We start from the raw sequence: 21,236 nt of genomic DNA, 5'->3' as shown, positions 1-21,236 counted from the left end.
ATAATGAAAAAAGCAGTCAAAATCAGGAGATATTATGTTTGGATATGTAACGCCCGACAAGGGTGAGATGAAAATAAAAGAATACGAATTATTCAGGGCTTATTATTGCGGGGTATGCAAGTCCATGGGAAAAAGCTTCGGACCTCTATGCCGGCTTGGGCTGAATTATGATTCCGTATTTTTAGGCTTATTTCTATCTTCTATAAATAAAGAGAATGTTGGGTTGGCGTATGAAGCTTGCGCAGCAAATCCGCTGAAGAAAAAGTGGATTGTTAAGAAAAGCCCCAGTGTAGATTTCTCAAGTGATATCAATATAATCCTCACTTATTATAAGCTTCAGGATGATTGGGAGGATGAGAAGAACATCCTCGCTAAAGCAGCGCAGCTGCTGATCGGCTCCGGCTATAGAGCGGCTTCAAGCAGCAATAAGGAAGCAGAAGCACATATAAAGCAATCCCTGGAAAAGCTGTATGCTCTGGAAAAACAAAACTGCAGCTCAATGGATAGGGCAGCAGACCCCTTTGGGGAATTGATCAAGGGTATTGTAGGCATAGGGTATAAGGGAGATAATGAAAAAGACAAGAAAGCTGTTGAGTGGCTGGGCTATAATCTGGGCAGATGGATATATATAATTGATGCCTATGATGATATTGAAAAGGATGTTAAAAAAAATAATTATAATCCCCTCTTGCTTCAGTATGAATACAAAAACGGTGATATTGGAGCATTCAAGGATAAAATAAAGGAAGATATCAAGTTCAACCTCATCCATACTTTGACACAAGCAGCCTCTGCTTTTGAGCTGCTTGATATGAACAATAGGAGCATAATTGAAAACGTAATATATTTAGGCATGGATAAAAAAACAAAAAGCATATTGGAAGGAAGGAGCTGCAAGAAGGATGAGAAACCCCTATGAGGTACTTAATGTAAGGGAAGGCGCTTCAATAGATGAAATAAAAAAGGCATATAAGGAGCTGGTGAAGAAATATCACCCGGACCAATACAGAAATAATCCTCTTTCCGAATTGGCAGAAGAAAAACTAAAAGAAATAAATCAGGCCTATGATAGCCTGCTCAAAGAACATGAAAGAAGCGGGTCAAATAACAGGTCTCAAGGCAATGCTTACGGCTACAGGGAAAGCAATAGCTCCGGATATGGCAGCGATACCAACTTATATTCGCAGGTAAGAATGAATATAATGAACGGGAATATCCAGGCAGCTGAAAATCTGCTCAATAGAATAAGCATGAGGGATGCTCAATGGCATTATTTAAGAGGACTCATCTTTATGAGAAAAGGCTGGTATAATGAAGCCGTGAACAGTATAAATACAGCAGTGAACATGGACCCTTCAAATATGGAGTACAGAGACGCTTTAAACAGAATAGCATATGCCAATAATCAGTATCAAAGCTATGGATACAACCGGCGTTATAGCTCCGCCGGGCCGGATCTGTGCAGCATGTGCCAATGCCTTATATGCTCCGATTGTTGTTGTGAATGCATGGGTGGAGATCTGATAAACTGCATATAATGAGGCGGTGTTAAATTGGGAAGAAAGGTTGCCCTTGGAGGTATTTTAACCGCTATAAGCATAATATTTTTATATTTAGCTGTTTATTTGCCTTCCGCAAAGCTTACAATGTATTTTTTGACCGGCATAATACCCGGATTTATATTGGTTGAAATGGGGGCCCGGCAGGCTTGGCTTTTGTACTTTGCTACGTCAATGTTGTCTTTTCTGGTCTTAGGAAATCTGGTAAATGCAGTGCCTTACATCTTTATTTTTGGTATATATCCTTTAATAAAATACTATATAGAAAAGACAAGGAATATATTAATCGAATTGACATTGAAGCTGTTATTCTTCAATATAGCGTCTTTAGCGGTTTATTTTATATGGACCAGAGTATTTTTGATAAATATAACCATAGCTTTCCCGATCGTCTGGCTGGTGCTTGGCCTGCAATTTGCGTTCCTGGTCTATGATTATGTTTTTACCCGGGTGATTTTTTACTATTGGGATAAAATTAGAGTTTACTGGAGGAAAGATGTGAGATGATAAACACTGTTTTGTTTGATTTAGACGGTACTTTATTGGGAATGGATAATAATGAGTTTGAAAATAAGTATTTTTCATTGCTTGGGGTTAAGTTTGGAGAATTCTGCAGCCCTAAGGAGCTGTATAAAAATATATGGGAATCGATAATCCACATGGTAAAAAATTCTGACGGCGTCAGATTTAATCAGGAAATTTTTTTTGAAAGGTTTAATGCGCTTATAGAGGAGGAGCATAGGGATTTCTTTCTAAACGGCTTTGATAGCTTTTATGATAGTGAATTTGATCTTGTCAAAGATGTTACCTACAGAATAGATAATATGATAAATGCGGTCAACCGGTTGAAGAGCAAAGGCTACGATGTGATCGTTGCTACCAATCCTCTTTTTCCCAAAGTAGCCATAGATAAGAGGATACAATGGGCCGGCTTTCTTCTGGATGATTTCAGCTATGTGACCAATTTCGAAATATGCCGCTTCTGCAAGCCTAATCCTAAATTCTACGAAGATATTTTAAAAATAAAAGGCAAAAAGCCGGAAGAATGCTTGATGGTTGGGAATGATATGCTGGAGGACATGGTGGCGAAAAAAGCAGGCATAAGCACTTATTTAGTCACCGACTGTGTGATCAAAAGAGACAGCCCTTATGCTCCCGATTATAGCTCGGACAGCTCAGAATTTTTAAAATATGTTAATACTTTGCCTCTAGCCTCTAGCCGCTAGCTTCTGGCTTTGAGCATGCCTCTGGAGCCGCAGGGAACGGAGAACACGGAAAGGCATGGACGCCTCACGGATTTTCACGGAGGAATATTAGTTTTATAGACACTGTAGCGTGCATATATGATATGTACATACTGCAGCGCTATTATTTACGCTATCTTATTTATATCTTAAGTTCTACTTTATAGGAGAAAGCTACAGTAACTAAAGAATAAGCATATGTGCAGGTAAACACATATGCTTATTCTTTGGGCTCTGCCGTGTTTTTTCGTGAAAAATTCAGTGTCCTTCAGTGGTTTCCGTTCCCCGTCCCCATGACTCGTAAGGAATACCCAAAGCCAGAGGCTAGTAGCTAGAGGCTAGTAGCTGACCTCAAAGGAATACCCTAGTATTCCTGAGTTCTGAGCTCTGAATCCTGAACCCTTAATCATGCTTTTCCGCTGCAATTCAATACATTCTTCATTTTATGCTTAACCATATTCTTGATAGCTTCTCTGGCAGGTTTCAGATACTGCCTCGGATCAAAATCACCCGGGTTCTCAGCCAGATGCTTTCTGATAGAAGCTGTCATTGCAAGCCTTAAATCTGTGTCGATATTGATCTTGCACACTCCCATTTTGCCTGCTTTCAGCAGCATGTCCTCAGGCACTCCTTTTGCTCCGGGAACATGGCCTCCATATGTATTGCATAGATCTACGAACTCAGGCAGCACTGTGGATGCGCCATGGAGGACAAGAGGAAAATCAGGAAGAAGCTTGCTTATTTTCTCCAATCTTTCAAAATCCAACATAGGCTCCCCTTTGAATTTGTAAGCGCCATGGCTTGTTCCTATGGCTATTGCCAGCGAATCTACGCCTGTTCTCTGGACAAATTCTACTGCCTGATCCGGATCGGTAAAGGTTGCATCCCTGCTGCTCACACTTACAGCATCTTCAATGCCTGCAAGCCTTCCCAGCTCTGCTTCCACCACAACACCCCTATCATGGGCATACTCTACAACCTTTCTTGTAATGGCGATATTTTCCTCGAAGGGATGTTTTGAACCATCTATCATAACAGATGTAAAGCCCCCGTCGATACAGGATTTGCATATCTCGAAATCCTCGCCATGGTCAAGATGAAGACAGATAGAAAGACCGCTGTCTTCCACTGCAGCCTCCACCAACTTCATAAGATAGACGTGCTTTGCGTATTTTCTGGCTCCGGCAGATACCTGAAGAATTAAAGGAGCCTGCTCATCCTTTGCTGCATCCACTATTCCCTGGATAATCTCCATGTTATTTACATTAAATGCTCCAACAGCATATAGTCCATCATATGCTTTTTTGAACATTTCCTTTGATGTTACTAAAGGCATTTATCTTACCTCCTATAAAAACTTTATCAATTCTATTATATCAGATATTCCACTTTTTAGCGGCGCAGCTTACGCAATATGCTAAAATATTTCTGCAATAAACAAACCTTTTTCTTTGCTCATATCTATTATGCTTAAGTCCTCCAGTCTAATTATAGGTTTTGATATGGCCTTCTGATTGATGAACACTATCTCACCATATTCGTCATTGTTAAGCCTAACTCTGCTTCCTATATAATAGTCAGCTATCCTTTTGAGGAATGTAAGTAAAATATTAGTGTCGCATTTTGTTAAATACTCGCTTTCAAACATGGCAAATACATCAAAGGGAGTTTGGCGCTTTTTATAGACTTTATCTGATGTCATGGCATCAAATACATCAGCTATGGCGGTTATCTTTGCATATAGGCTGATCTGGTTTCCTTTTATCCCGAATGGGTAGCCGGAGCCGTCTTCCCTTTCATGATGCATTAACACGCTTAACATGATGTCTTTGCTTATGGCTACATTTCCTTCAAGTATTTTGTAGCCTAAAATCGAATGTTTTTTAATTTCCTCGAATTCCTTGGGCGATAAAGGACCCGGCTTCTCTAAAATCTCATGAGATATTTTAGATTTGCCTATGTCGTGGAGCAGACCGCAATAAGAAAGACATTTTCTCTGGACCTCGTTTAGGTTCAGCCAGCTGCCTATTAGTGAACATAAAAGAGACACATTGATGCTGTGGGAATATGTGTATTCATCAATGGATCTGATACTGTTAAGATTCGCTACAATGTCATTTACTGAGGTAAAGTTGTTGTTAATATCTCTGACGATCGCTTGAACCCTTAATGTATCCAAAGTTTTGCCATTTCCTATGTCCTTTATGATGTTCTTAAATTCATCCACTTTTTCCGAATAGATTGCAGCTACCTTATTACTATTGCTGGGCTCGGGCTCAAGCCCCTCATAAACCTTAAGACTTTCAATGCCCAGCTCCATCAGCTTATTTATTGTGTAGTTATCCAGTACGCTGTCTTTTTGTATAAGAGTAGCCCCAAAGCTGTTCAATATTTCTTCAGATACTTTCATCCCCGGTACACATGCTTCAATGTTAATGTTCATTATAGACTGCATATGCTCACCTCTTGATATTATTTATTAGTGGTTTAATTTAAGATTTGAAAAATGTTAAGAATATTATAACAGATTCGACTTATATTTACAAATGTTTCATATTTCCCGATAGACTCAAAATGTTGTAAATCCATATTGCATGTGCTAGAATTATACTGCAAATATGTAGGTGGGAGTGTTATGAAGTTGAAGCTTAAGAGAATGATTTTAATTTTATTTGTATTATTGTTGCTGCCCTTGCTGGCATCTTGCCAAAGGGAAGCAAATAAGGGAGCAGAAGATGCGGCTAAGAAAGTAGAAATAACTGATATTAAGGGCAGGAGTGTTGTATTAGAAAAAAAACCTGAGAAGATAGTATCTCTTTCTCCTACCAATACTGAAATAGTCTTTGCCTTAGGTGCAGGAAAAAAGTTGGTAGGCGTTACAAGCTTTTGCGACTATCCTGAGGAAGCCAAAAGCGTTGAGGTGATCGGAGATTTTGAAAATCCCAATATTGAAATGATAAAAAAGGTCAATCCGGATGTGGTTTTAGCAGGAGGGTACATTCAGGAGGATATAATAGAAGCCCTTGAAGGCCTTGATATACCTGTGATCTCCACTGAGGCTTCGGATATTGACTCAATATTTGATTCCATAGCTATGATAGGCAAATTGGTAGGAGCAGAAGCAAACGCAGAAGAGATAATTAACAATATGCATAAAAGCATCGATAATATAAAGTCCAAGGTCGGCGGTAAAGACCGGCCCAAGGTATTCTATCTGGTTTGGAAAGATCCAATATTCACCGTAGGACAGGGGACTTTTATCAATGAAATAATACAAATTGCCGGAGGCCGGAATATAGCAGAAGAGACACAAGGCTGGTCAAAATATAGCCCGGAAGAGCTTATAAAACAAAATCCCGATATCCTCATAGCTTCTTATCATGCAACCGATGAGGGCATGAGAAAGGAAGACTTTGAGAAGGATGACTTCTTTCAGAAGCTGGAATGTGTAAAAAAAGGGAATATACATATAATGTCAGATGACAATATAGTAGCAAGGCCAGGGCCAAGAATAGTGGATGCCATTTGTGAAATGGCAAAGGTGCTTCATAGCGACGCATTTTAGGCAATAGGAAGGTATGGAGATGGATTATGAGATAAGTGCTGAACACCTGGGTTTTTGCTATGGGAATAAAGAAGTATTGAAAAATATCAATTTGAAGATCAAAGAGGGCAGCTTTATTAGCATAATAGGACCTAATGGCTCAGGCAAGAGCACTTTATTAAAGACGCTTTCCGGATTCCTGAAGCCTCAAAGAGGAGCAGTCCTGATCGGAGAAGAAAATCTGAAGGAGCTTTCACAAAGAGAAATCAGCAAAAGGCTTTCCATGGTGCCGCAAAATATACTTTTGGAGTTCGACTTCAAGGTCAAGGATATAGTGCTTATGGGCAGGCACCCATACATAAAAAGGCTGAAGGGAGAAACCCCAGAGGACATAAAGATTGTAGAAAAAGCCATGAGATATACGAATATCCTGGAGTTTTCCGATAGGCTCTACAATGAACTGAGCGGCGGTGAAAAGCAAAGGGTCATACTGGCCCAGGCATTGGCCCAGCAGCCGAGGGTGCTCTTGCTGGATGAGCCCATTTCTCATCTGGATCTGCAGCATCAAGTGGAAATATTGGATTTGATAAAGAGAATGAGCATGGAAGAGGGCCTGGCTTCTATAGCTGTGTTGCATGATCTGAATATGGCTTCTGCGTACAGCGATCATATTGTTATGCTCAAAGCAGGGGAGATTTTTTGCGAAGGAGAGCCAGAGAAGGTTCTGACCGCTGAAAATATAGCCCATGTCTTTAATACGGATGTAACCGTCAGCAAGAATCCCGTCACCGGAAAAACTTATATATATCCGATATCAACGATACCTAAAAAGAAGCGAGATACAAAAATTCACATAATATGCGGCGGGGGAAGCGGATCAAAGTTGATTAAAGAATTAGCAGATAATGGTTTTACCGTTTCCACAGGGGTATTGAACATAGGAGATTCTGATTGGGCTGCTTCCAAAGAGTATGAACTGGATGTAGCCGAAGAAACTCCTTTTTTAAATATTACTCAAAAAGCATATGAAAAAAATCTTGAGCTTGCTCTTGCGGCATACTGTATTGTTCTCATGCCAATATATTTCAGCAAGGCTAATATAAGAAACCTTGAACTCCTTACAGAAAAACAGCTGAAGGATAAGAAGATATATATTTTGGGAGACCGTGACTTTGAAAAAAGAGACTATACCGGAGGCGAAGCGCGAAGCCTTTATAAAGGATTAAAAAAGCAGCTCAATGTTATACAACTGGAAGAATATGAATTGATAGAAGCATTGTTAAAGGCAGATGAAGGAAATGAGTAAAGAAACATTAAAAAATATATTGTCCCTGAGCATCTTGTTGGCTTTTTTTATCATCTGCTTTTTCATCGGGGTAGGAATAGGCGCTGTCGAAATACCCTTAAGGGAGATAATCGAAATAGTGTTTATGGGAAAAGATACAGACAATAGAGCCATTCTGATAGATATAAGGATGCCGCGTGTAATTATCTCTGCAGTTTTAGGCGCAGGCTTATCTGCTGTAGGAGGGGTTATGCAGGGTGTATTTAAGAATCCGCTGGTGGATTCTTATACCTTGGGAATGTCATCAGGAGCTGCTCTGGGAGCAGTGCTTTCCATAGTAACAGGCATTGGCATATTCGGCTATGGGACGACTGGAGCTTTTGCCTTCCTGGGGGCGGTTTCCACCCTTTTTTTCGTATACCATATCTCCAAAACTAAGAATAGAGTCTCAATAAACTCACTGCTTTTATCAGGAGTGGCTGTCAGCTATTTTCTCTCATCCATTATATCCTTCTTGATGATGCTTAATAGAAATAAACTGGAGCAAATAGTATTTTGGACTATGGGAAGCTTATCTTCTGCCACATGGCAAAAGCTTATATTCTCCAGTTCTTTCATACTGCCGGGAATATTAGCATTATGCTTTTTTTCCAGAGAGTTGAATATCATGTCTTTGGGTGAGGAATCAGCTCACTATATGGGCGTAGATGTTGAAAAGCTTAAATATATACTGCTTGTCATATGTTCTCTTATAGTCGGAGCAGTGGTGTCCACAGGCGGGACCATAGGCTTTCTGGGTCTGGTGGCACCTCATATCGTAAGACTTATCTGGGGCTCTGACAATAGGAAGCTCATACCTTACAGCGCCATAATGGGAGCTGCCATATTGATGCTGTCAGATGCTCTGGGAAGAGTCCTTATTCAGCCTTCGGAAATTCCGGTAGGCGTTATGACCTCCATAATGGGGGGACCTTTTTTCATATTCTTATTAAAAAGACAAAAATCAAAGGGTGCTGCATAGCACCCTTTATAGTTTATATTTACCCAATTCTGTTTTGAAGTTTCCGGATAACTTTTCCAATTCTTCGATATACATGGTAAGCTCTTTTATTTTGTTGGAATATTCGATTACGCTGGCACTCATCTCTTCAGATGCGGCAGAATTCTCTTCGGCTATTGCCGCAAGGGAATGCACATTTTCAAATACATCGGAAAGCTGCTTTGTCTGTGCGGACATCTCTTCCACAAGCCTTACTATATCTGAGGAAACAGAACCTATATGCTCTGTGGATACCGTATTGTCCTTTGCAACCTTTTCCAAGGTTGTATTGCTTTCCTCAAGCTGATTGAACCGGGCATTTATACTGCCTACAAGGCTGCTTACCTCTCCCGTAAACATTTTCAGGTTTTCGTTGATTGTTTTTACCGCCGATTTGGAATCCTCGGCCAAGCCTCGTATCTCTCCCGCGACCACTGCAAATCCTCTGCCCAGCTCTCCGGCTCTTGCTGATTCTATCGCAGCATTTAATGAAAGCAAATTGGTCTGGTCTGCAATATTCTCGACGGTTGTTACGATATTCATAATATCGTTGGCTCTTTTGGAAAGCTCAACCCCTTGAGAATTCACATGGGCAAAAGCATCTCTGATGGATAATATCATCTTTGCTACTCTTTGAGTCTCTTCCGAGGAGGTCTTAATGCTTTTAACGGCTTCCTCAAGCCTGTCTTTGCTTTTGAGCTCCTCTTGAGCAATCTTGTTCAATGTATCCATATTTGTACTGATTATGTATACGGATTTTTCGGTTTCCTCAGCCTGATGGACTGCCCCCTCAGCGACATCCTGCACAATGCCGGATATGCCGTCCGATACATTTTTCATATTTCTTGCTATATCTGAAAATGTCTTTGTGTAATTATACATGTCATCATTTCCTCCCTTTAAGAAGAGGAAATCTTTTTGGAACAACTGCTTTATGCCATTGAGCTGTTGGAAATAGGACTCCAGCTCATCACCGGTTTTTACCCTTGTATATGAAGAAAAATCAAGATTATTTAATTTTCCTATTTCCTCGTTAAAGAGCCTCAGAGGTGCCAGAGCTATTAAAGCTATTACCTCACTGACCGCAAACAAGGATATGGAGATGATACCCGAAGCCAGCCAGTTTTTTGTCAGCAGATAGCTTATAGGCAGCAAGGCTAAAGCGCTCAAGAATGAAATTTTAATATCTACTTTTTTTAGAAAGCCCAAGGATAAAATCCTGGACAGATTGAAGGTTTTCTCGCTATGCAAGCCTTTCTCTACAGTTATCTTTACCCTGAGCATATGCAGGTTGTTTTCCTTGCCCCTTTCCAGCTCCTGGACCTGAATCTTTTCCTTGAAAAAGTCGCCGCAGCCCTCCAATAATCCAAGAAAATAATCAAACAATCCGCGCTTCGATATATATTTCATTTCAATTTCTTTTTCGCTCAGATCCGTTGCAATCAGTCTGGGAGGATTTGCTCCCTTGATCATCCTTGTCAATTGAGCATGCACATCATCCATCATGAGCAAGAATGCCTTTACGTTTCGGCGTTCAAAATATGACGGGAACCATTTGAAAAAGGATTCAATATTGCTTCTGCCAACCTTGCGCCATATTTCCTCGGTTGATTTGCCCACTTTTTTCCCTATTTCTTCTATCAGCTTTGCAGGCTCTTTATCGTCAATTTCTTCCAGAGGAGATATGACTCTGTCCTCCTGCCACCCTATTATTCTCAAGCAAGAGTTTACAATCTCATCACCGTATAGATTTCTTAAGCTGTTTATCCAGGTTGAAACCACTGTACCTTTCATACAAAAACCCCCAATTTTCAGCTTCGTATGACAAATTATACATCATAAGCTAAATATATACAATATTTATTCTGAAATGCATAGTAAAATATAGATTTACTCAGTGTTAACTTTCCGTTAAATACATTTCAAGAGAAGCCTCTTTTATAATAATATTTCTTTCATAGTATCGATTACGAAGTCTATATCCTGCTTATTTACATCGTTGTTCGTCACAAATCTAAAAAGCCCGCCCTCTTCACCGTTTATCTTTATGCCTTTTTCAAAGAACTTTGAAACAAGAAGATTCGGGTCAAAATCAGGGCGATTCAGCTTGAAGAATACCATATTGATTTGAATTTTATCCGGGTTAAGCTCGATGCCCGGAATTTCAAGAAGCCTCTTTCCCAGGTACCTGGCATTTTCGTGATCTTTCTCCAGCCGCTTTATCATGTCCTGAAGTGCTATTATACCTGCCGCTGCCAGAAAACCTGCCTGCCTCATGCCGCCGCCGAGGAGCTTCCTGTTCTTCCTTGCCCTATTAATAAAAGCGCTGGTACCGGCCAAAATGGAACCTACTGGGGCGCACAAGCCCTTGGAAAGGCAAAACTGGACTGAATCTGTGTATTGTACTATATCAGCGGCGGTCACGCCTAAAGCTGCAGCCGCATTGAACAATCTGGCTCCGTCAAGATGCACGGGAATGCCGCGCTCAACGGCCAATTCATATACTTTTTTCATCACCTCAAGGGGAACCACAGTTCCGTTAGCCAGTGCATTTTCCAAGCATATAAGCCCTGTTCTGGGCTCATGTATATCATCAGATCTTATAGCTTTTTCGACTAATTCGGGATAAAGGATATCATCACCGCTTTTGATAGTCCTGAGCTGAACACCTGACAGCACTGCTGCGGCCCCTACCTCATGAACGGCTATATGAGCGTTTTCACCAAGTATGATCTCATCACCCCGTAAAGTGTGAGTCATAACGCCGAGCTGATTGCCCATGGTGCCGCTGGCAACAAACATAGCAGCCTCTTTGCCGACTATGTCGGCGGCCAGTTTCTCTAATCTATTGATGGTAGGATCATCCCCATATACATCATCGCCTACCTCGGCTTCAAACATGGCCTTTCTCATTTCGGCTGTAGGCATGGTTACAGTATCGCTTCTCAAATCTATATACCTCAATAAAAAACACCTCCATGTAAATTATAGATATATTATACATTATCATTTTATATATGTCATATTTATTAAGTAGAGGATTCAAAGGGAAAAGGGGGGAAAATCTTGAAAAAAATATTAAAAAGGCATTATGCTTCTTATGTAGCTGCTATGGTTTTATTGGTCATGCTGATGTTGACCTTTTACGGAAGAATATCGGATACCGCAGCGGTATTTAAGGCTAATATAGAACTGCAGAAGATGGAAAGGCAAGGATATAAGGATTATGAGGTTTTGGATGGAAGCTTTAAATTTTCTATACCTGCATCCTGGTCTGCATGGGAGCAAAAATTTATGGGCGGCGAGATAATCTATGATTTGAACTATATCACTCCCAATAAAAAGATACATGGCTTTATTCAAGTATGGAAAATAGATAAGCCTCTGTCACAATTTCTGGAGGAGGCGAAAAATGCGGCAGTAGATTCTACAGACTTCAAATCTTACAATCTGAAAGAAATAATGGTAAACAGAAACAAAGGCTATCTGCTGCAATATGAAAGGCCGAAGGACACAGGAGGCTATTATAGATCTTATGAAGCATTTTTAGAAGACGGAAAAGGGAAGATATATAGAGCAAGCTTTTATACGGATGAAAAGGACTGGAGAAAATATTACCCCCTGATGTTCAACAGAATAATTCAATCATTCAGGATAAAATGATGATTCCCCGGGAATACCGGGGATAATTTTTTGCATCGCTTTTCTATGAGAATACCCTTTTATTTTCATGGAAATATAGGATAAAACTACTATACAAGCTTACAAAGTCTTAGCCTCGAAGCTTTATACTTGCTATCAGCTAGTACAACAGATATAATTAAGAAAATATTAATAGGGAGAAATGCTATGAAGGATTATTTTATTGTCGCTTTAATCGGATATGTATTTGGATGCTTGCAGTTCTCCTATATACTGGGCAAGCTTCTTAGGAATGTAGACATAAGAAATCTGGGTCACGGCAATGCAGGTGCCTCAAATACGGTTATTTCTCTGGGGTGGAAATATGGGGTGTTAGTTGCTTTGTTGGATATTTCAAAGGCCGTAGTTTCTGTTATGCTTATAAAAGCCTTATATAAAGATGTCGCGGATCCAAGCCTGTTTAACTTTTACCTATATCTAAACGGCCTTTTTGTAATATTGGGACATAACCACCCATTTTTCATGAATTTTAGAGGAGGAAAAGGCACTGCATCCCTTATAGGCATGCTCATGGCAGTCAATATTCCTCTTGCAGTATTAGGGATACTGACTATTATAATAGTGACATTGATCACCGACTATATAGCTTTAGGCACTATAGTCCTTGTCCTGATCGTTGTTGCTGCCACCGCATATTTGAAGCTGGGGCTTGGAGCGATAACCGTTTCAATGATAATTGCAGCGCTTGCTATTTATAATCATCTGCCGAATATTAAAAGGATTATAAGAAAAGAAGAAAAGGGCCTCAGGCAGACCATTAAAAAGAAGCAAAACTAGATATAACGTGAAAAAGATTTTACAGCGATAATGTTATCCTGGCTGATAACGATTGCAGAGCTCCGGGGCTAAGAGTTTGTAAGCTTGCATAGGGTTGCGTCAAAACTCGCTTCGGCTCAAACAGTTGACGCAACTTGTCCTATACTTCGCTAACAAACTCTAAGCTCCTTCACAATGCACTCTTTTATCAGCCAGGATAACAGCTATTTAATGCGTTATATATAATTTCAGAAAGGAAGTGGAGACTTTGAGATACGAAGGAAGCATATACAGGCCGCCAAGCGAAGCATGGAGCCTTATAGTCCAGGCGACTATCGGCTGTTCTCATAATAAATGCAGCTTTTGCAGCATGTATAAGGATAAAAAGTTTAGAATAAGAAGCATAGAAGATATAATTCAAGACATCAGTGAAGCAAGGATGTTGTATAAAAGCATAAAGAGGATTTTCCTGGCTGACGGCGATGCATTGATGATCAAGACGGCAGAACTCTTAAAGATATTGGAACATATAAGAAATACTATACCTGAGTGCGGGCGAGTAGGAATCTATGCATCTCCAAGGAGCATAATGCTGAAATCCCATGAGGATTTAAAACTGCTCAGAGAAGCGGGACTTGGCATCGCATATTTGGGGCTGGAGTCCGGAAGCGACGAAATATTAAAGAACATAAACAAAGGCGCAGACTCTCAGGAAATAGTGGAGGCAGGGCAAAAGGTCAAAGGAGCAGGGATACTTCTTTCTGTCACTCTGATATCAGGCTTGGGCGGAAAGCAGCTTTGGAAGGAGCATGCCCTCGAATCGGCTAAGGCGATAAACAAGATGAAGCCTGATTTCCTGGGCCTGCTGACCCTTATGGTGGAACTCGGGACTAAGCTGTATGAAGAGGTAGAAGAAGGCTCCTTCAAGCTTTTAACCCCTCGGGAGATAGCCGTAGAAACATTGGAGCTTTTAAGAAACCTTGACTGCGAAGGCTGTGTATTCAGAAGCAATCATGCCTCCAACTACTTATCGCTGAAAGGGACTCTGAATAGAGATAGGGAATTGCTGATAAACCAGCTTCAAGAAGCCATTGAGGGCGAAATTGACTTCAAGGAGGAATATCTGAGAGGCTTATAGAGCAATCCTATATATATCCTCCTTGCATTCTTCACCCGCCAGTTTATCATAAAAACGAAGGCTGCCTCTCTTTTTCATGGGCAAGCCTTTGTTTTTTGCATAACCGGAGAAAGCGCTGATGCTCTGATAATTATCGGAGAGCACGGAAAACTCCAAAGAATGGCAGCCCGACTTTTTTATTTCTTCAATAATCCTATCTAAAAGCAAGCTGAAATAACCCTTGCCCCTATAACCGGAAAGCAGCCCTATCTGCCATAGATAAAATATTCCTTCCATAGAAGAGCTTTTGATGCCTCCGGCATACCCGACTATTGTTCCTTCATCCTCTAGCACCATGCATGTGTTATTAAAATACTCCGACAATATCCAATATGTAAATGGCGTGTGCAAATCCAGCGGCTTGCATATATCTATCAATTCCCTGACTGCGCCGATGTCTCCCGATTCCATAGGTCTTATTTTCATAATATAAACCCCCTTGGAGAGATACTATATTAAAATTAACATTGTCAGAAAGCAAAAGCAATGGCTGCCTACGCTTATCAAAGGCATGCCTGATTTTTTTTCGAGTTTATGTATTTGAAAACCGTTGAGACCAATAAAATCCCAAAAGCTATTGCGCCGGCGATGCCGATGGCTTCAAGACCCTTGTACAGAGCTTCTTGTATATTATTTTCGATAATATTGAGCACCGTATAATAGGCCGGTATACCCGGAACAATGGGAAGCAGGCTCGGAACATTGAATACAGTTGACGGAGTTCTAAATACTTTAGCCATGATTTCGCTGGTAAGACTGATAACTATCGAAGCAATAAACGAAGCGAAAATCTTATTGCCGGACAGAATATATATGCCGTCATAGGTTATCCAGCCCATGGCACCACAGATGCCGGCCCAGAACAGATTCTTCCTTTCAATGTTAAATAAAATCGCAGGGCAATAACTGCCTAGAAAAGCAAGAATAATCTCCTTCATAAAATCACATCCAATACTTCATAAGTAATAAAACTATGCCGACTCCTACTCCAATAGCCGTAACGGTAAACAAAGCCTCCGTAAGCCTTGCCTGGCTTGATAAAATATCCCCATATAGTGCATCCCTGATCCCGTTGGTGATGGCAAGCCCGGGGAATAAAATTATAATAGAGCCGACTATTACCGAATTTATATCTATCGGTATTATAAATCTGTTCGCGAAGATTGCCATAAGGCCGGCTATAAAGCTCCATACAAAGTCCAGAAAAAACGGAGACAGGCTGACCCTGCTCATCTTATCTCTCGATGCATATATGAGCATGCTTATGATACCAGCAACTATTCCGTTAACGGCAGTACCTCCAAAAAGCATGGCATAGGCAAGGGACGTCACTCCTGATGCTATAAGCCTTCTATAAAAAGGGAAATAAGGAGCATTCTCCATACCTCTTAATAATTTCATTGCTTCATCATAAGGAACCTTTTTGGTCTGAAGGCTTCTTGAAAAAGTATTTATTATCTCTATGCTATGCAGATTAATAGTCCTGGATTTAATCCTTTTTACCAGTGATACCGATTCCTTTGGATTATCCTTTGACCAACCTGATATGAAGATACCGGTAGGGGTCACAAAGCACTCGGACTTTATGCCGTAGGCATTGCATATCCTGTCTATGGTATCCTCCACCCTATATATCTCTGAACCGCTGGTAAGAAGAATTTCGCCGCTGAGCAGAGCTACATCTAAAGCTTCTTTTACTTCCACATTTATCACCACTTTACCAAATTACGTTATATTTTAGAAAACAATATATAGTATAATGCAGATATGCATTAATGACAATCCGTATAGGGCGGATTTTTAGCACTGTAACAAAATGGTATAGTCAATCGTTTATTTAGTAGAGGGTAAAAAATCCTCAAAAAAATAAACGAAAGAAGGGATGTCTATTGAAAGCAAAGAAAGCGGCAGCTTTGATTATGGCAATATTGATGCTTATAGGCACAAGTGTTAATGTATTGTGGTCAGATGGAGGCCAATTATTTAGAGCATCTGCAGACGCAAATCCTGTTTTGGAATGGGTAAATACAGATTGTGTCATAGTAGAATTAGCATTTACGGGGCTAAAGGCAAATTGCACAGCCCGTGTTGAGGGTAAGCCTGGTACGACAAAAATAACTGCTAAAGCTATATACTACAGCGCATAAATACAAATGGAAGTCTGACAACCATTAAGACCTGGAGCGGCTTGGAGGCAACCGGAGACGAAATGTATTTTAACAAAAGCTACTATGTTAAAGACGGTTATACTTACCGTTTGACTATCAATGCCAAGGTATACAAAGGCACAAGCTCTGAAAGCGTAAGTGTTTATGACGAAGTCTATTGTGAATAGCTTGGTAAAAAATTGAGTTAAATAATTTATTGCAAAAAAGAGAGCCTTTTTATCCATTTTGATAGCAATCAGAATTATAATCTGCTGAGTAGTAGCTGTATATATTACTTAAACTCTATGAAGGTATTGATATTTCTTAGCTTAGTATAATATAGCATCATTAAAAGCTATATGTGTTGCTTATGGAATATCCATTGTTTCTGGCAAAATAAAAGATTTTTTAACTACAACTGTATCAGCAAAAATTGACAATTATTCATTTATGTGTACAGATACAATTAATACAAATCATTATAGAGAAGTAACCGGGAGAAAGGCATTTATTGATGATGATACTGTCAAATATAAAGGGAAAACATATTATGAAGGATATATTCCAAAGGACTGGAAAACTGAAACCTTTGGCAAAACCTTATACTTAGATATGTTTGGGGTTGTGGGAGTTTCACCTGTAAGCTATGGAAGTTATTAAACCAGTGGCTGATTTTCATGCAAAGGCTGCCAAGCAGTTCCTTATATGGCATAATGCAAGTATTTGGAGGAAAATTATATGAAAAATGCCATAAGTAAATTTTCAATAGAAGTATATAAAAGTGCAGCGATAGTAATTATACTTGTTTTGGCAATAATTTTACACATTTCTATTTTTCAAATACAAGAGGAACAGCTTGTAGAAATAATAGCTCAAAATGTATCTGCAACCGAAGGTATGAGCTATGATAAACACGATATAATAAGAAGAAGACAATTAGATTTTGACTTTAGAAAAATTATTGTTTATTCATTTCCTTCAGCAAACGGAAGTGAAATAGTAGGCTTTGCAAACTTTTATAAAGGCTTGACCAATAAGTATGCAGTTCAAACTATAGCTCATAAAAGGCAATTTGTATACGCCTATGTTATAGAAGGCCTTAAAGATAAATATTTGATCTTGACTGGAAAAAACTATAATAGAAATATCGATTCTATAGAAATAACAAAGGATGATGGTAGCAAATATATACAAGATATATCAAGAGAAGAGTATTTCATATTTAAAGTAAATGTAAGCTCTTTAAAAAACTGCCGTCTGCTGGATAAGGAAGGAAAGGAATTGTCGCGAGATTTTGATTTTATCTATATTGAAGAAAAAATGGAAGATTAAAAATATAAGCTCAAAATTAAAGAAATATTAAAAATAATCAGCACAGGATAGATTTGCCATTATAAGAGGGATGATACAGCGTCCTTCTTATAATGGCTTGTTGTACGAAAAAGGGGAAAGGGGGATCGTTCAATGAGCAGTAAGTCTAAATCAATGATCTTATTTTCAATTGCAATTCTTGTTATATCTATTGGGTTAAATGTATATTTGCTAAGCAAATTGAATATCCAGAGTAAGGATATGGAAACGATGCAAAAAACTATATCTGAGCAGAAGTATTATCCAAAATATTCATATGATGAAGAACAAAAGAAAATTGCAGAATCTTTAGATGAATATCAAAGCGGTTTATACCCAAATAAAAAACTATTCTTAACTGAAGTATCATCTGCTTTGCCTGTATGGGTAGAAAATGACATTAATAATTCCAGCTATAAAATGGATCAGAAGAAAATCAATAAGGTTAAAGCTGAGCAGAGAGAAATTTTAATAAGAGTGATAAGGGCTTCAAATGAATATAAGCTAACAGGAGAAATCAAAGACAAGGAGGCATTGTCTTATGTAAGTGACAAAAAAAGGGAGAAAAGAGGATGGATTCCCCAACAGCTTCTTTTCCAGTTCTATGAATCTGATAATTATGAGTTCTGCTACCAAATAGAACCGGTAAGCCCGGAAGCTTCCGTATTGGGCAGACAAGACGGATTTCACTATTTAGTGCACTTCTTTTACGATACAAAGAAAGTAAATGGGCCGAACCCTGAGGGCTTATTGCAGGATAATGCTATGGTTGTCGATAAAGTTGATGGAAAATGGATGATAGTTGATTATGGCCCAAACAATTAAGAACAAGAAATTTATGTTTAAAGAACTAAACGGCAATGCCTCCTTAGTTTCGCTATATAGATGGAGCGAAGTTGAGGAGGTATTTTATGTACTTTAAAAAATGAAGCAATGGCTTAGTTGAAATTGGTATCTTGTGTAAGATATAATAATAAGAGGAAAAGCTTATATTAAGGATCATATAAATATGCCTGTAAATATCTATATGATTAAAGAAATGAGGCTAAACTGAATAAATGGATGAATATGGGGATTAAGAATAAAAAAGGAAAGGAGTCAGATTATGCTCACTTTCTTAGGGGTTATTAATAATGAGAATGATAAGAACAAGGCAGAAAAAATATATTTGGCATATAAGAATACCATGCTCTATACGGCGCGAAGCATTTTACACGATGTTTGCCTTGCTGAAGATGCTGTTTCACAGGCCTTTATCAGAATTATTGATAATCTTCACTTAATATCCGATATTAACTGTAACAAAACACGAGGTTTGGTCGTTATTATAGTAAGAAATATTTCTCTTGATATGTTAAAACATATTAAAAATAAAGAATTGATACCTTTTGATGATTTAGAAAACACTTTGGAGGATAACGATAACTCTCCTATTGACTATATAATTTCTGAAGAGAGCTATAGCTTGCTGCTTTTGTGCATATCAAGGCTCAATAAAAATTATACCGATATTTTAAGATTAAGCCTGATATATAATTATTCGAATAATGAGATTGCTCAAGCACTAGGAATATCAGATGGAAATGTGAGAGCACGCTTGCATAGGGCGCGCCGGGCTCTTATGAAAGAGTTGCAAAAGGAGGGTATATGTAATGGAAAAGAGAATTTTGCATAAAAAAGTTTTCGACGCTATGCTTGAGCTTGCTGTCAATGAGGACTTTGAGCGGGAAATGAGAGAGATGCCCTCCGAGGAGCAACTGGAAGGAGAATATAAACCTACGCCTGAATTTGAGGCTAAAATGCAAAGGCTTTTGAGACAGCACAGGCGTAAAATCAATATCCGGATGTATTCGCAAATGGCAAAGAAGATTGCTGCCGGCATTGGAATTGTTTTTATATTAGTGAGCGCAGGTTTATTATGTGTCAAAGCAGCACGAGTCACCATATTTAATGCTATCCTGGATTGGAAGGACAGATATGTGACTATTAAGTATGATGAAAAGGAAAAACAGATAAATAAATCTGAAATAGATATGAGTGGATTTTACAAGCCTAAATATATTCCTGAAGGTTTTTATCAATATGATGTTGTTAAATCAGGTTCTACGATAACTATCAAATATATTAATAATAAAAAAATAAAAATTTATTTTGATCAGAAATTACTTTCAAGCAACGGCGTTGCAGCAATCGACAGTGAAAACAAAAACTATACTGAAATATCAATTGGCGAAACAAAGGCATATTTGTTTGAAGCTAAATCAGAAAATGATAACACATTTATCATTTGGAAAAATGAGACAACCTCCTTTAATTTGTTTTCAAATATCAATAAGGATGAACTTATTAAGATGGCGGAAAGCATTGAGAAGGAAAAATAAACGGAAGAAGTAATGTTCATTATGACAATCCAGAAAGGGTGGGTTTTTATGTTAAATAATAAAAATAATCAATTGGAGACTGAAAGGCTTTATCTGCGCCATTTCAAAACTGGGGACATAGACGAGTATTCAAAGATTATGGGTCAGGATGAAGTGGGCCAATGGCTCCCGAGGGGGAGAGGCTATACAAAAGAAGAAGTTGAAAAGTCTATGGCTGGTATGTCAAAGCATTGGGAAGAAAAAGGCTACGGCATATGGGCCGTAATCGAAAAAGAAAGCGGTAAAATAATTGGGCATTGCGGACTTAATTTTGTGAAGCAAAATGATGAAGTAGAAGTGCTCTATGCTCTCGGTAAAGAATATTGGGGATTGGGTTATGCCACTGAAGCAGCCGGAGCAGCTTTGGACTTTGGTTTTGATGTAGTAGGGCTGGATAGGATAGTCGCCTTTGCCAAGACTGATAACACCGCTTCAAAAAAAGTTATAGAAAAAATCGGGCTGAAATATATAAAGGATATTGAAATATTCGGCATGACCTGTGCCTATTATGATATGAAGCGAAAGCCTGAAAATATATAGAAGTTATTAAGGATCTTGCTAAACATTATTCTCCTATTGACGTATATATAAATAGAATATATTAAACTTTTACATATCAGAGTATGAATGGGGGAGAAAAATGAGCTTTCTAGGCAATATTATTTGGCTGTTATTTGGTGGAATAATTGGAGCTATTGCATGGTTTCTAGCAGGCTTGATTTTGTGCATTACAATTATCGGCATACCATTTGGGATTCAGTGTTTTAAGATTTCAGCATTTGTATTGTGGCCTTTCGGAAAAGAAATAGAGCTTGGCAATTTTGGAGCAGGGGGATTGATCTTTAACATCATCTGGCTTCTTGTTTTCGGCTGGGAGTTTGCCATAGCTCATCTCATCATTGCCGGGATTTTTTGCATAACAATTGTAGGGATACCTTTTGGGCTTCAGCATTTGAAGCTTGCAAAACTTGGCCTTATGCCATTTGGTGCACATATACATTAGCGAAAAAGCT

Annotated in this window: 25 protein-coding genes; 18 read left to right on the top strand and 7 right to left on the bottom strand. The window is 38.9% G+C overall.

Annotated features, from left to right (window positions below; translation table 11 throughout):
• Positions 1-34 precede the first annotated feature (34 nt).
• From LJD61_RS02680 to LJD61_RS02665, 4 genes are read left to right on the top strand one after another with little or no spacing between them, the layout of a single operon-like run.
• A complete protein-coding gene (locus LJD61_RS02680) occupies positions 35-919 on the top strand; it encodes a DUF5685 family protein (protein WP_255225934.1) in 885 nt (294 codons plus the stop codon).
• Entirely contained in the window at positions 903-1,538 is a 636-nt protein-coding gene (locus LJD61_RS02675; protein WP_255225933.1) for a J domain-containing protein, read from the top strand. The genes LJD61_RS02680 and LJD61_RS02675 overlap by 17 nt, the downstream gene beginning before the upstream one ends.
• A 15-nt stretch (positions 1,539-1,553) precedes the next feature.
• Entirely contained in the window at positions 1,554-2,066 is a 513-nt protein-coding gene (locus LJD61_RS02670) for a hypothetical protein (protein WP_255225932.1), read from the top strand.
• Positions 2,063-2,785, top strand: coding sequence for an HAD family hydrolase (locus LJD61_RS02665; protein WP_255225931.1), 723 nt, complete (start codon positions 2,063-2,065; stop codon positions 2,783-2,785). Before LJD61_RS02670 ends, LJD61_RS02665 begins: the two co-directional genes overlap by 4 nt.
• Positions 2,786-3,209: 424 nt before the next feature.
• Here the strand turns inward: LJD61_RS02665 and fba are convergent, their stop codons facing one another.
• Entirely contained in the window at positions 3,210-4,139 is a 930-nt protein-coding gene (gene fba / locus LJD61_RS02660; RefSeq protein WP_255225930.1) for a class II fructose-1,6-bisphosphate aldolase, read from the bottom strand.
• Positions 4,140-4,220: 81 nt separating this feature from the next.
• The gene (locus LJD61_RS02655; protein WP_255225929.1) at positions 4,221-5,258 is read right to left on the bottom strand and encodes an HD-GYP domain-containing protein; all 1,038 of its coding nucleotides are present in this window, start codon (positions 5,256-5,258) and stop codon (positions 4,221-4,223) included.
• A gap of 180 nt (positions 5,259-5,438) precedes the next feature.
• On the opposite strand from LJD61_RS02655, the gene LJD61_RS02650 reads away from it, so the two are divergent.
• The 3 genes from LJD61_RS02650 to LJD61_RS02640 are packed head-to-tail and all read left to right on the top strand — an operon-like array spanning position 5,439 to position 8,653.
• Positions 5,439-6,368 carry an ABC transporter substrate-binding protein gene (locus LJD61_RS02650; RefSeq protein WP_255225928.1) on the top strand — a complete coding sequence of 310 codons (930 nt, stop codon included), beginning with the start codon at positions 5,439-5,441 and terminating at the stop codon, positions 6,366-6,368.
• 19 nt (positions 6,369-6,387) lie between these two features.
• Positions 6,388-7,653, top strand: coding sequence for a heme ABC transporter ATP-binding protein (locus LJD61_RS02645; RefSeq protein WP_255225926.1), 1,266 nt, complete (start codon positions 6,388-6,390; stop codon positions 7,651-7,653).
• Positions 7,646-8,653: a FecCD family ABC transporter permease gene (locus tag LJD61_RS02640; protein WP_255225925.1), complete on the top strand. Its 1,008-nt coding sequence runs from the start codon at positions 7,646-7,648 to the stop codon at positions 8,651-8,653. Before LJD61_RS02645 ends, LJD61_RS02640 begins: the two co-directional genes overlap by 8 nt.
• Before the next feature lie 6 nt (positions 8,654-8,659).
• Here the strand turns inward: LJD61_RS02640 and LJD61_RS02635 are convergent, their stop codons facing one another.
• Both LJD61_RS02635 and ltaE read right to left on the bottom strand, forming a co-directional pair.
• Positions 8,660-10,465 (bottom strand): heme NO-binding domain-containing protein, encoded by a 1,806-nt coding sequence (locus LJD61_RS02635; protein WP_255225924.1) that lies wholly within the window; start codon positions 10,463-10,465, stop codon positions 8,660-8,662.
• 144 nt (positions 10,466-10,609) lie between these two features.
• Positions 10,610-11,635, bottom strand: coding sequence for a low-specificity L-threonine aldolase (gene ltaE / locus LJD61_RS02630; RefSeq protein ID WP_255225923.1), 1,026 nt, complete (start codon positions 11,633-11,635; stop codon positions 10,610-10,612).
• 102 nt (positions 11,636-11,737) lie between these two features.
• Between ltaE and LJD61_RS02625 the strand changes: the two genes are divergently transcribed.
• The 3 genes from LJD61_RS02625 (at position 11,738) to LJD61_RS02615 (ending at position 14,267) form a co-directional block, all read left to right on the top strand.
• Positions 11,738-12,334, top strand: coding sequence for a PsbP-related protein (locus tag LJD61_RS02625; RefSeq protein ID WP_255225922.1), 597 nt, complete (start codon positions 11,738-11,740; stop codon positions 12,332-12,334).
• A gap of 186 nt (positions 12,335-12,520) precedes the next feature.
• A complete protein-coding gene (locus tag LJD61_RS02620; protein WP_255225921.1) occupies positions 12,521-13,150 on the top strand; it encodes a glycerol-3-phosphate acyltransferase in 630 nt (209 codons plus the stop codon).
• A gap of 247 nt (positions 13,151-13,397) precedes the next feature.
• Positions 13,398-14,267, top strand: a complete 870-nt coding sequence (locus LJD61_RS02615; RefSeq protein ID WP_255225920.1) for a radical SAM protein — start codon at positions 13,398-13,400, stop codon at positions 14,265-14,267.
• Here LJD61_RS02615 and LJD61_RS02610 read toward each other — a convergent pair.
• From LJD61_RS02610 to LJD61_RS02600, 3 genes are all read right to left on the bottom strand, one after another.
• Positions 14,262-14,732: a GNAT family N-acetyltransferase gene (locus LJD61_RS02610; RefSeq protein WP_255225919.1), complete on the bottom strand. Its 471-nt coding sequence runs from the start codon at positions 14,730-14,732 to the stop codon at positions 14,262-14,264. The two genes, LJD61_RS02615 and LJD61_RS02610, sit on opposite strands and share 6 nt — an antisense overlap.
• Positions 14,733-14,809: 77 nt before the next feature.
• Complete coding sequence (locus tag LJD61_RS02605) at positions 14,810-15,244, bottom strand: threonine/serine exporter family protein (protein WP_255225918.1); 435 nt, start codon at positions 15,242-15,244, stop codon at positions 14,810-14,812.
• Between the two features lie 4 nt (positions 15,245-15,248).
• Positions 15,249-16,010: a threonine/serine exporter family protein gene (locus LJD61_RS02600; protein ID WP_255225917.1), complete on the bottom strand. Its 762-nt coding sequence runs from the start codon at positions 16,008-16,010 to the stop codon at positions 15,249-15,251.
• A 185-nt stretch (positions 16,011-16,195) separates the two neighbouring features.
• Between LJD61_RS02600 and LJD61_RS02595 the strand changes: the two genes are divergently transcribed.
• The 8 genes from LJD61_RS02595 (at position 16,196) to LJD61_RS02560 (ending at position 21,226) form a co-directional block, all read left to right on the top strand.
• Positions 16,196-16,453, top strand: a complete 258-nt coding sequence (locus LJD61_RS02595; RefSeq protein WP_255225916.1) for a hypothetical protein — start codon at positions 16,196-16,198, stop codon at positions 16,451-16,453.
• 62 nt (positions 16,454-16,515) lie between these two features.
• A complete protein-coding gene (locus LJD61_RS02590; RefSeq protein WP_255225915.1) occupies positions 16,516-16,641 on the top strand; it encodes a hypothetical protein in 126 nt (41 codons plus the stop codon).
• Positions 16,642-17,191: 550 nt separating this feature from the next.
• Positions 17,192-17,785, top strand: a complete 594-nt coding sequence (locus LJD61_RS02585; protein ID WP_255225914.1) for a hypothetical protein — start codon at positions 17,192-17,194, stop codon at positions 17,783-17,785.
• A gap of 132 nt (positions 17,786-17,917) precedes the next feature.
• The gene (locus LJD61_RS02580) at positions 17,918-18,628 is read left to right on the top strand and encodes a hypothetical protein (RefSeq protein ID WP_255225913.1); all 711 of its coding nucleotides are present in this window, start codon (positions 17,918-17,920) and stop codon (positions 18,626-18,628) included.
• Positions 18,629-18,908: 280 nt separating this feature from the next.
• Positions 18,909-19,478: an RNA polymerase sigma factor gene (locus LJD61_RS02575; RefSeq protein WP_255225912.1), complete on the top strand. Its 570-nt coding sequence runs from the start codon at positions 18,909-18,911 to the stop codon at positions 19,476-19,478.
• Positions 19,456-20,184, top strand: coding sequence for a DUF4367 domain-containing protein (locus tag LJD61_RS02570; RefSeq protein ID WP_255225911.1), 729 nt, complete (start codon positions 19,456-19,458; stop codon positions 20,182-20,184). The genes LJD61_RS02575 and LJD61_RS02570 overlap by 23 nt, the downstream gene beginning before the upstream one ends.
• A 48-nt stretch (positions 20,185-20,232) precedes the next feature.
• Positions 20,233-20,763 (top strand): GNAT family N-acetyltransferase, encoded by a 531-nt coding sequence (locus LJD61_RS02565; RefSeq protein ID WP_255225910.1) that lies wholly within the window; start codon positions 20,233-20,235, stop codon positions 20,761-20,763.
• Positions 20,764-20,863: 100 nt separating this feature from the next.
• Entirely contained in the window at positions 20,864-21,226 is a 363-nt protein-coding gene (locus LJD61_RS02560) for a YccF domain-containing protein (protein WP_255225909.1), read from the top strand.
• Positions 21,227-21,236: the final 10 nt, after the last annotated feature.

Origin of the sequence: Lutispora saccharofermentans, assembly GCF_024363565.1 — a bacterium.
In the GTDB taxonomy this organism is placed as follows: domain Bacteria; phylum Bacillota; class Clostridia; order Lutisporales; family Lutisporaceae; genus Lutispora; species Lutispora saccharofermentans.
The sequence above is the reverse complement of the archived record's forward strand: the minus strand, read 5'-3'. Positions and strand labels throughout refer to the sequence as shown.

What these genes read in the sequence shown, in the direction of transcription:
- LJD61_RS02560 (WP_255225909.1), top strand. Translation starts at nt 20,864, where the DNA reads ATGAGCTTTCTAGGCAATATTATTTGGCTGTTATTTGGTGGAATAATT.
- LJD61_RS02575 (WP_255225912.1), top strand. Translation starts at nt 18,909, where the DNA reads ATGCTCACTTTCTTAGGGGTTATTAATAATGAGAATGATAAGAACAAG.
- LJD61_RS02570 (WP_255225911.1), top strand. Translation starts at nt 19,456, where the DNA reads ATGGAAAAGAGAATTTTGCATAAAAAAGTTTTCGACGCTATGCTTGAG.
- LJD61_RS02675 (WP_255225933.1), top strand. Translation starts at nt 903, where the DNA reads ATGAGAAACCCCTATGAGGTACTTAATGTAAGGGAAGGCGCTTCAATA.
- LJD61_RS02610 (WP_255225919.1), bottom strand. Translation starts at nt 14,732, where the DNA reads ATGAAAATAAGACCTATGGAATCGGGAGACATCGGCGCAGTCAGGGAA.
- fba (WP_255225930.1), bottom strand. Translation starts at nt 4,139, where the DNA reads ATGCCTTTAGTAACATCAAAGGAAATGTTCAAAAAAGCATATGATGGA.
- LJD61_RS02655 (WP_255225929.1), bottom strand. Translation starts at nt 5,258, where the DNA reads ATGCAGTCTATAATGAACATTAACATTGAAGCATGTGTACCGGGGATG.
- LJD61_RS02650 (WP_255225928.1), top strand. Translation starts at nt 5,439, where the DNA reads ATGAAGTTGAAGCTTAAGAGAATGATTTTAATTTTATTTGTATTATTG.
- LJD61_RS02580 (WP_255225913.1), top strand. Translation starts at nt 17,918, where the DNA reads ATGAGCAGTAAGTCTAAATCAATGATCTTATTTTCAATTGCAATTCTT.
- LJD61_RS02680 (WP_255225934.1), top strand. Translation starts at nt 35, where the DNA reads ATGTTTGGATATGTAACGCCCGACAAGGGTGAGATGAAAATAAAAGAA.
- LJD61_RS02605 (WP_255225918.1), bottom strand. Translation starts at nt 15,244, where the DNA reads ATGAAGGAGATTATTCTTGCTTTTCTAGGCAGTTATTGCCCTGCGATT.
- LJD61_RS02590 (WP_255225915.1), top strand. Translation starts at nt 16,516, where the DNA reads ATGTATTTTAACAAAAGCTACTATGTTAAAGACGGTTATACTTACCGT.
- LJD61_RS02645 (WP_255225926.1), top strand. Translation starts at nt 6,388, where the DNA reads ATGGATTATGAGATAAGTGCTGAACACCTGGGTTTTTGCTATGGGAAT.
- LJD61_RS02635 (WP_255225924.1), bottom strand. Translation starts at nt 10,465, where the DNA reads ATGAAAGGTACAGTGGTTTCAACCTGGATAAACAGCTTAAGAAATCTA.
- LJD61_RS02665 (WP_255225931.1), top strand. Translation starts at nt 2,063, where the DNA reads ATGATAAACACTGTTTTGTTTGATTTAGACGGTACTTTATTGGGAATG.
- LJD61_RS02640 (WP_255225925.1), top strand. Translation starts at nt 7,646, where the DNA reads ATGAGTAAAGAAACATTAAAAAATATATTGTCCCTGAGCATCTTGTTG.
- LJD61_RS02585 (WP_255225914.1), top strand. Translation starts at nt 17,192, where the DNA reads ATGAAAAATGCCATAAGTAAATTTTCAATAGAAGTATATAAAAGTGCA.
- LJD61_RS02565 (WP_255225910.1), top strand. Translation starts at nt 20,233, where the DNA reads ATGTTAAATAATAAAAATAATCAATTGGAGACTGAAAGGCTTTATCTG.
- LJD61_RS02620 (WP_255225921.1), top strand. Translation starts at nt 12,521, where the DNA reads ATGAAGGATTATTTTATTGTCGCTTTAATCGGATATGTATTTGGATGC.